The 6,804-nt window shown below is 31.0% G+C and carries 5 protein-coding genes and 1 pseudogene; 4 read left to right on the top strand and 2 right to left on the bottom strand.

Annotated elements, in window-relative coordinates; all coding sequences use genetic code 11:
* Positions 1-183: 183 nt before the first annotated feature.
* Together FNW21_RS15795 and FNW21_RS15800 are read left to right on the top strand one after the other, a co-directional pair.
* Complete coding sequence (locus FNW21_RS15795; RefSeq protein ID WP_221932075.1) at positions 184-1,122, top strand: EcoRV family type II restriction endonuclease; 939 nt, start codon at positions 184-186, stop codon at positions 1,120-1,122.
* Entirely contained in the window at positions 1,115-2,182 is a 1,068-nt protein-coding gene (locus tag FNW21_RS15800; RefSeq protein ID WP_144257715.1) for a DNA adenine methylase, read from the top strand. The genes FNW21_RS15795 and FNW21_RS15800 overlap by 8 nt, the downstream gene beginning before the upstream one ends.
* 97 nt (positions 2,183-2,279) lie before the next feature.
* Here the strand turns inward: FNW21_RS15800 and FNW21_RS16790 are convergent.
* Positions 2,280-3,930 (bottom strand): annotated as a pseudogene (locus FNW21_RS16790) (transposase).
* A gap of 230 nt (positions 3,931-4,160) precedes the next feature.
* On the opposite strand from FNW21_RS16790, the gene FNW21_RS15810 reads away from it, so the two are divergent.
* Positions 4,161-5,012, top strand: coding sequence for a hypothetical protein (locus FNW21_RS15810; RefSeq protein ID WP_144257716.1), 852 nt, complete (start codon positions 4,161-4,163; stop codon positions 5,010-5,012).
* Between the two features lie 183 nt (positions 5,013-5,195).
* Positions 5,196-5,948 carry a BlaB/IND/MUS family subclass B1 metallo-beta-lactamase gene (gene bla, locus FNW21_RS15815; RefSeq protein WP_144257717.1) on the top strand — a complete coding sequence of 251 codons (753 nt, stop codon included), beginning with the start codon at positions 5,196-5,198 and terminating at the stop codon, positions 5,946-5,948.
* 342 nt (positions 5,949-6,290) lie between these two features.
* Here the strand turns inward: bla and FNW21_RS15820 are convergent, their stop codons facing one another.
* Positions 6,291-6,755: a winged helix-turn-helix domain-containing protein gene (locus FNW21_RS15820; RefSeq protein WP_235889657.1), complete on the bottom strand. Its 465-nt coding sequence runs from the start codon at positions 6,753-6,755 to the stop codon at positions 6,291-6,293.
* Positions 6,756-6,804 lie beyond the last annotated feature (49 nt).

The raw sequence follows: 6,804 nt of genomic DNA on the forward strand, positions 1-6,804 counted from the left end.
ACAAAATAACCAGCCAGTAACACACGCTACAAGCAATTTGGGTATTTGGCTTAATTTAAATATGGTTTTGTATTTGGGATGATTTGGCAAATCCGAAGAATGGTCTTAATTTAGTCCCAAACCCGCTGTAGTGCCAGAACGTTAACTGATACCTTCGAGCGACACGAAACGCATAAAAAAATCGTGAAAATTAAGTTTTCTGAAAAATTAAATTTGGCAAATTCTGAAACTTTAATTTCAATTATCTACTTTTGTGCAATGAACAAAGAACAAATTTTAAAAGCACTTCAAGAAGAAGTAGAAGGATTTAACAAAATAATTGCAACAGACAAAGGAGATTGGATTGTTAAAGGTTTTATTGATATTTACAAAAATATCTACACTATTTCAATTGACACTAAAGTAGTTTCAAAAGTTATTGAGTTACTATTAATTCCAGCATTTGAAACTTTTGCAATAAAAAACAACTTAACTTTAGAACTTCCAGCACAACAAAACTTTTATCCCGATTTAACTTTCATCTGTAACGCAACTGGTGCAAAATTCGCCGTTGATATTAAAAGTACTTTTATTGATTCAGAAAATAAAATAAAAAGTATGACTCTTGGGGCTTTTACAGGATACTTTAGAAACAGGCAAAGCACAAAAAATATATCTTATTCATACAATTCTTATTCCGCACATCTTGTATTAGGTGTTGTTTACAAACAGAATAAAGAAAAACTAAATGAAAAAGTTATATATAATTTAGATGAAATAGATAAAATTGAATCTGTAATAAAAGATTTTCAATTTTTTGTTCAACCAAAATATAAAATTGCTTCTGCAAGTCCAGGAAGTGGGAACACAAAAAATATTGGAGCGACAACAAATTTAGATTCCTTGATTAATGGAAAAGGAATTTTTTCAGATTTGGGAGAAGACATTTACAATGATTTTTGGATGTATTATTTAACTGTTGATATGGCTAAAGCACTGGAAATTGTAAGACCATATATGAATTTAAAAACTTATTTAGAATACAAACAAAGAGGAATTGATGTATTAACTAAACACAAAGATGAAATAAATGCTTTGAATGAAATTGAAAATAACCCTGAAGAAAGTGATATAAATGAATGATTCAAACTTATTACAACTTTTTGAGGTTCCAACAGTTTCAAAATTTCCTACTACAAGGTATCAAGGAAGTAAATTGAAATATGTAGATTGGATTTGGAATTGTATCAAAGATTTAGAATTTCAAACTGCTTTAGATGCTTTTGGTGGAACTTCGGTTGTGGCATATAAGTTAAAGAAAAATGGAAAAACTGTAACTTATAACGATATTCTAAAATTCAATCACATTATAGGAAAAGCACTAATTGAAAATCAAAATGAAAAAATAAATGAAGATGATTTAGAATTTATTTTAACCGAAAATAAAAATATTATTTATCCTAATTTTATAGAAAAGACATTTAAAGACACTTATTATACCGATTCCGAAAACAGGTGGTTAGACATTGTCATAACTAACATAAATTTAATTTCTAACGAATATAAAAGAGCAATTGCTTTTTTTGCATTATTCCAATCCTGCATAATAAAAAGACCATACAATCTATTTCATAGAAAAAACCTATATATAAGATTTCAAGATGTTAAAAGAAGTTTTGGAAATAAAGTAACTTGGGATACACCTTTTGAATCACATTTCAAGAACTTTATTAACGAAGGTAACAACGCAGTTTTTTCAAATTATGAAAACAACATTTCAATAAACAAAGATATATCTGAACTAAATGAAAATTTTGATTTGGTTTACATAGATTCACCTTATGTCTCAGAAAATGGAATCGGTGTTGATTATTTAGAATTTTATCATTTTTTAGAGGGAATTGTAAACTACGAAAATTGGCAAGAGTTAATCGATTTTAATTCAAAACACAGGCGATTAAAATTAAACGGTTCAGATTGGAACAAAAAAGAAAAAATTAAATTTTCTTTCGAAAATTTAATACGAAAATTTAAAGATAGTATAATTGTAATCTCTTATAGGTCTGATGGTATTCCATCGGTTGAAGAATTAAAAAATATACTTGTAAGCAATGGAAAGAAAGTTGTAATTTCAGAAAGTAAAGAAATGAAATACGCATTGAGTAATAAAAAATCTTCCGAAATATTAATTATTGCAAAATAGAAAAAAAGGCATCAGTTAACAGCGGTAGCTGTTGCACAACCCTTCCAAGAATTTAATATTTACAAAAAACATAAAAAACAACCTTGTTTAAGCACATTTAAGCTAGGTTTATTTTTGGTTTTAAGTTGTGGTTTTTAAAAAATAAGGTGCTTAAAAACAAGTTTTTCAAGTCATAGAAAACTGTTTTTAGAAAAGTGGGGGCTTTTGTTTGTATTTCACCCACAACTCCGGCTTTTGTTTTGACTTTTCTGGTGATAAACTTAAAGTATTTTTTGAGATTATAGGTTAATGCGGCCATCAAAACGTGTTTGTTAGCTTGCTTAATTCCTCGCGTGTTTACTCTCTTCATATTGGTAAAATTGACCAATGTTCCAATTACGGGTTCTACTGTTTTACTTCTCACCCGTACCATTTTCTTGGCATAGTATGGGTTTTGGGTGAGTTTTTGGTGCATTCGGTCATAGTGTTCTTTGTGAATACTATGGTCTATCTTTTTATATTTTGTACTCTTTCCACATCATTGTTCCCGTAGTGGACAGTTTTTGCAATCGCTCTCGCTACTTCTACACGTGCGTTTGGTGTAGCCTTTGCTATCTACTTTTTCACCTTTGAAAAGCAGTTTGGCTTGGTTGCCTCCTTCTTTTATACATTCATACTGATGTAATTCTTTGTTGAAAATAAATCCTTCTCTCTCGGGCTTGTATTGTCCAAAATTTGGGATATAGGCATTGATGTTTTTTTTGTGTAAATACTTTAAGGCTTCTCCACTACTGTAACCGCCATCGGCTAAAAGTTCTTCTATTTCAATGCCATTTTCATTTAGGTTTTTCTCTGTTAATTCTACTATTTTCTCCACACATTATCTCATTATAATTTTATTTTTCATAGGTATTCGATGAATCTCCTTCGTCGATTTGACTATCTCGCTTGTCTGCAAAATCGGAACAGGCTCCCGTTATTACATGATGAGCATCGTCTACAGCGATTTGGCCAAAATAATTTAACTGTCTTGCTTTTCCTGGTTTTACACTTACTCTCGCATCAGTATCTGTGGGCGAATAATGGGTATGATTGGACACAAACTTTGGTCGAATTAAATTACCGTGTTCATCTACTTTATCGATGTTGAAGTTAGGATTGGGTTGGGTTTTATAAGCTTCTTTTTTCCAATTATGGTGTTGTTCTACTAATTTCTTTCTGGTGCTGGTAGTTTTAAATTCGCTGTTTTCTTCTAGTTCATTTACAAAGGCACTAGCATCTTCCAATACTTCTTTCTCTACCAAACTGTCCATAGAAGCATTGGCTTTGATAAAAACGCTATCTACAGCTTGGCGTTTGCCGCAAATCATACCCTTGGAAACACATAGTTTTAACACGGCTTTGAATAAAGTTAAAAATACTTCTTCACCATAGAGTTGGCGGGTTCTACTTATGGTGCTGTGCCAAGGCAAAACTTCATCAATATCATACCGAATAAACAAACGAACGTCGAGACAATTCGAGCAATATTCGATAAGTTTTCTATCCGAATTAATATTGTTTAAATAGCCTACCAAACAGATTTTGAAAAACACAACAGGATCAATACTCTCTTGTCCTTCCTCCCCATAATACTGCGCTGTGGCTTTATATAAAAAATGAAAATCGATAGATTTATCAACCAATCGATAGAAATTATGCTCTGCAACCAAGTCCTGTAAATGAACTTGATAGAGCATTTTTGGCGTGAGTTCTTTTTTTCCTTGCATAGGATAAAAATACGATTTTTCGTATTTTTATCCAAATTATTTTTAATATATTTGATGTTGTGCAACAAGCACAGCGGTTTGGCGCAATTGGGGTTTTAGGCAAACTTTAAAGTTGGTTTTGTACTTGGAAGTTCGGTCTTTAATTTATACATTTATCTAACCAAATCCCCAACTGACGCCAAGCCACAAGACGTTATGCATCATTTTACCGCACGAAACGAAAAATAACAATGAAAAAAATCATCCTAATTATTTTATTTTTTTTTCTACAATTTACATATTCTCAAAATTTTGAGAATGTAAATAAATTTCGATTTATTTATTCTATTGGAGGTTCTTCTTGGGGGAAAAATGGAATTTATTCAAGAAGCAAAATATTTGAATTAACTAAAACCGAAATTGGCGATTTTAAAATTTCAAAACAAATTAGAGTCAACAAGAAAGCAAAAGGTAAAATTTTCTCAGAGGATTCAATATTTATAAAAACATCGAATTATAAAATCATCGCAAAAAAAGAAATCGAAAATCTTTTAATTTCTTTAAACACAAATAAAGAAAACTTTACAGAAGAATTTTTAAAGCAGAACTTAACGAAACTAACGAAAGAGGAAGTTTTTGAAATTGCTAAAAAATGCGACCAAAAAAATTATTTCAAAAATAATTATGATGAAAAAGCAGATACTAAAAAAAAATATTGTCAAATTCAAGAATATAAATATTTTGGAGAATATCTAAACATTGACAAACCAAATGTAAATGAACTTGAAGTAACAATGGACGCTTGGAATAAATTAAGTATAATCACTTTTTCAAAAGAAGAAACTAAATTATATAATTTACAGTTTTTCAAGAATTGTGGTCAACCAATCTCAATTGATTTTATCGAGATTGATAAAAAAGACAAAACAGTGAAGTTTATAGAAAACAAAAGTTCAAGAATTATCAATTTAAATGTGAATTTAATTTTGCGAAAAATACTTCCTAACAACACTAAATTATGGGATGTCCTAGACTTGAAAAACATAAGAAATAAATATATAATGTGGTATTTAGAAACCAAAACTTATACATTTAATAACTAAAAAAACGACGCATAACAGCCACTACAACGGATTTGGGCTTTTGGCTTAATGGAAAGATGGTTTTGTATTTGGGATGATTTGGCAAATCCGAAAATAGAGCTTAATTTAGTACCAAACTGGTTGTAGCGTGGGAACGTTGGCGGTAATTTTAAGACCGACAGTAATCAAAATCAAAACAACTGAATGAGAACATTAATATTGACAATAACTTTTCTTTTCTTAATGACCAAAATTTTTGGACAGACCCAAGAACCTAAACTTAAAATATCGCACTTAACAGGCGACTTTTATATTTATACAACTTACAACACTTATGAAGGAAATCAAATACCTGCAAATGGAATTTATTTACTCACAAATAATGGCGTTGTATTGTTTGACACGCCTTGGGACACCACACAATTTCAACCATTGCTTGACAGTATCAAATTGAAACATAATAAAAATGTAACAATCTGTATTGCAACTCATTGGCACAGTGACAGAACCGAAGGACTTGAGTATTACAAAAAACAAGGAATTAAAACCTATACAACCAAACAAACTGATGACTTAAGTAAAAAGAATGATAAAAAAAGAGCGGAATACTTAATTGAAAAAGACACAGTTTTCAACGTTGGACAATATTCTTTTGAAACTTATTATCCTGGACAAGGACATACAGAAGATAATATTGTCATTTGGTTTGACAAAGAAAAAATTCTTTATGGTGGTTGCTTGATAAAAGGTGCAGACGCTGAAAATTTAGGCTATTTAGGAGACGGTAATGTTTTTGAATATGAAACTACTCTTAAAAATGTGCAAAAAAAATATACTAACCCAAAGTTTATAATCGTTTCACATCACGACTGGAATAATATTAACTCATTAAAACATTCAATAAAGTTGGCAAGAAAACTTAAAAAGAAAAATCGAATAGAAAAGTCGAGTAGGTAAAGGGAAGTCTCACCCCTAAACCTCTCACAGAACCGTACGTGAACCTCTCGATTCATACGGCTCTTCTTAATTCAAGTCTTTAAGGTCTGAAGCCTTCGTATTGCCAATGTTCAAACAGATTTGGAAAGTCTCTTGATAATTTTTGAAGGTATTTATACCCTACATACCAAGGTTTCTTTCTGAATCGGCGGTATTTGTTGCGTATCCATTTGGTCAAGCGTAGATGCAAAACCTTTAAAGCAATTTAAGCGAGGTTTATTTTGGGGTTGAAGTTGTGGTTTGTGAAAAATGTGTTGCTTAAAAACAAGTTTTTAAAGTAGTAGAAAGCCGTTTTTAGAGAATTTAAGAGCTAACTTCAAGCTTATACCCCTTGTTGCGAACAACAACAAGGTTACAATTGGGATCAAGTTCCAGTTTCTTTCTAAGCTTTGAAATGAACATATCCAGACTACGCCCCACAATAACACCTTCATCCTCCCATATCTCTTTTTGTAGTCGGCTTCGCTCTATGGTCTCGTTAGGCGATAATGCAAAAATGAGTAGTACCCGCGTTTCAGTTACAGTCAAGTCAATGTTTTTTTTATTGATTATTAGTTGCCTCTGCTGCACATCAAATAAGACTGAACCAAACGTAAATAGTGCCGTAGACTCCCCTTTAGGCAAAGTTCTTGTTGGGATGGCGGTTTTTAAAAAGATAAAGCCAACAAGTACCAAAATGGACAAACCACCCAAAAAATATTCGCTTTTTGTTGTAATTATGCTATTCTGTTTAAATTTTATTTGATTGTCCGCAATTACCCATAACACAATAAAAAGCCTTATATTTGATAAAAAAAAACGATGAATCTATTCAATT

The sequence above is a fragment of the Flavobacterium restrictum genome (genome assembly GCF_007097245.1).
Taxonomy (GTDB): Bacteria; Bacteroidota; Bacteroidia; order Flavobacteriales; family Flavobacteriaceae; genus Flavobacterium; species Flavobacterium restrictum.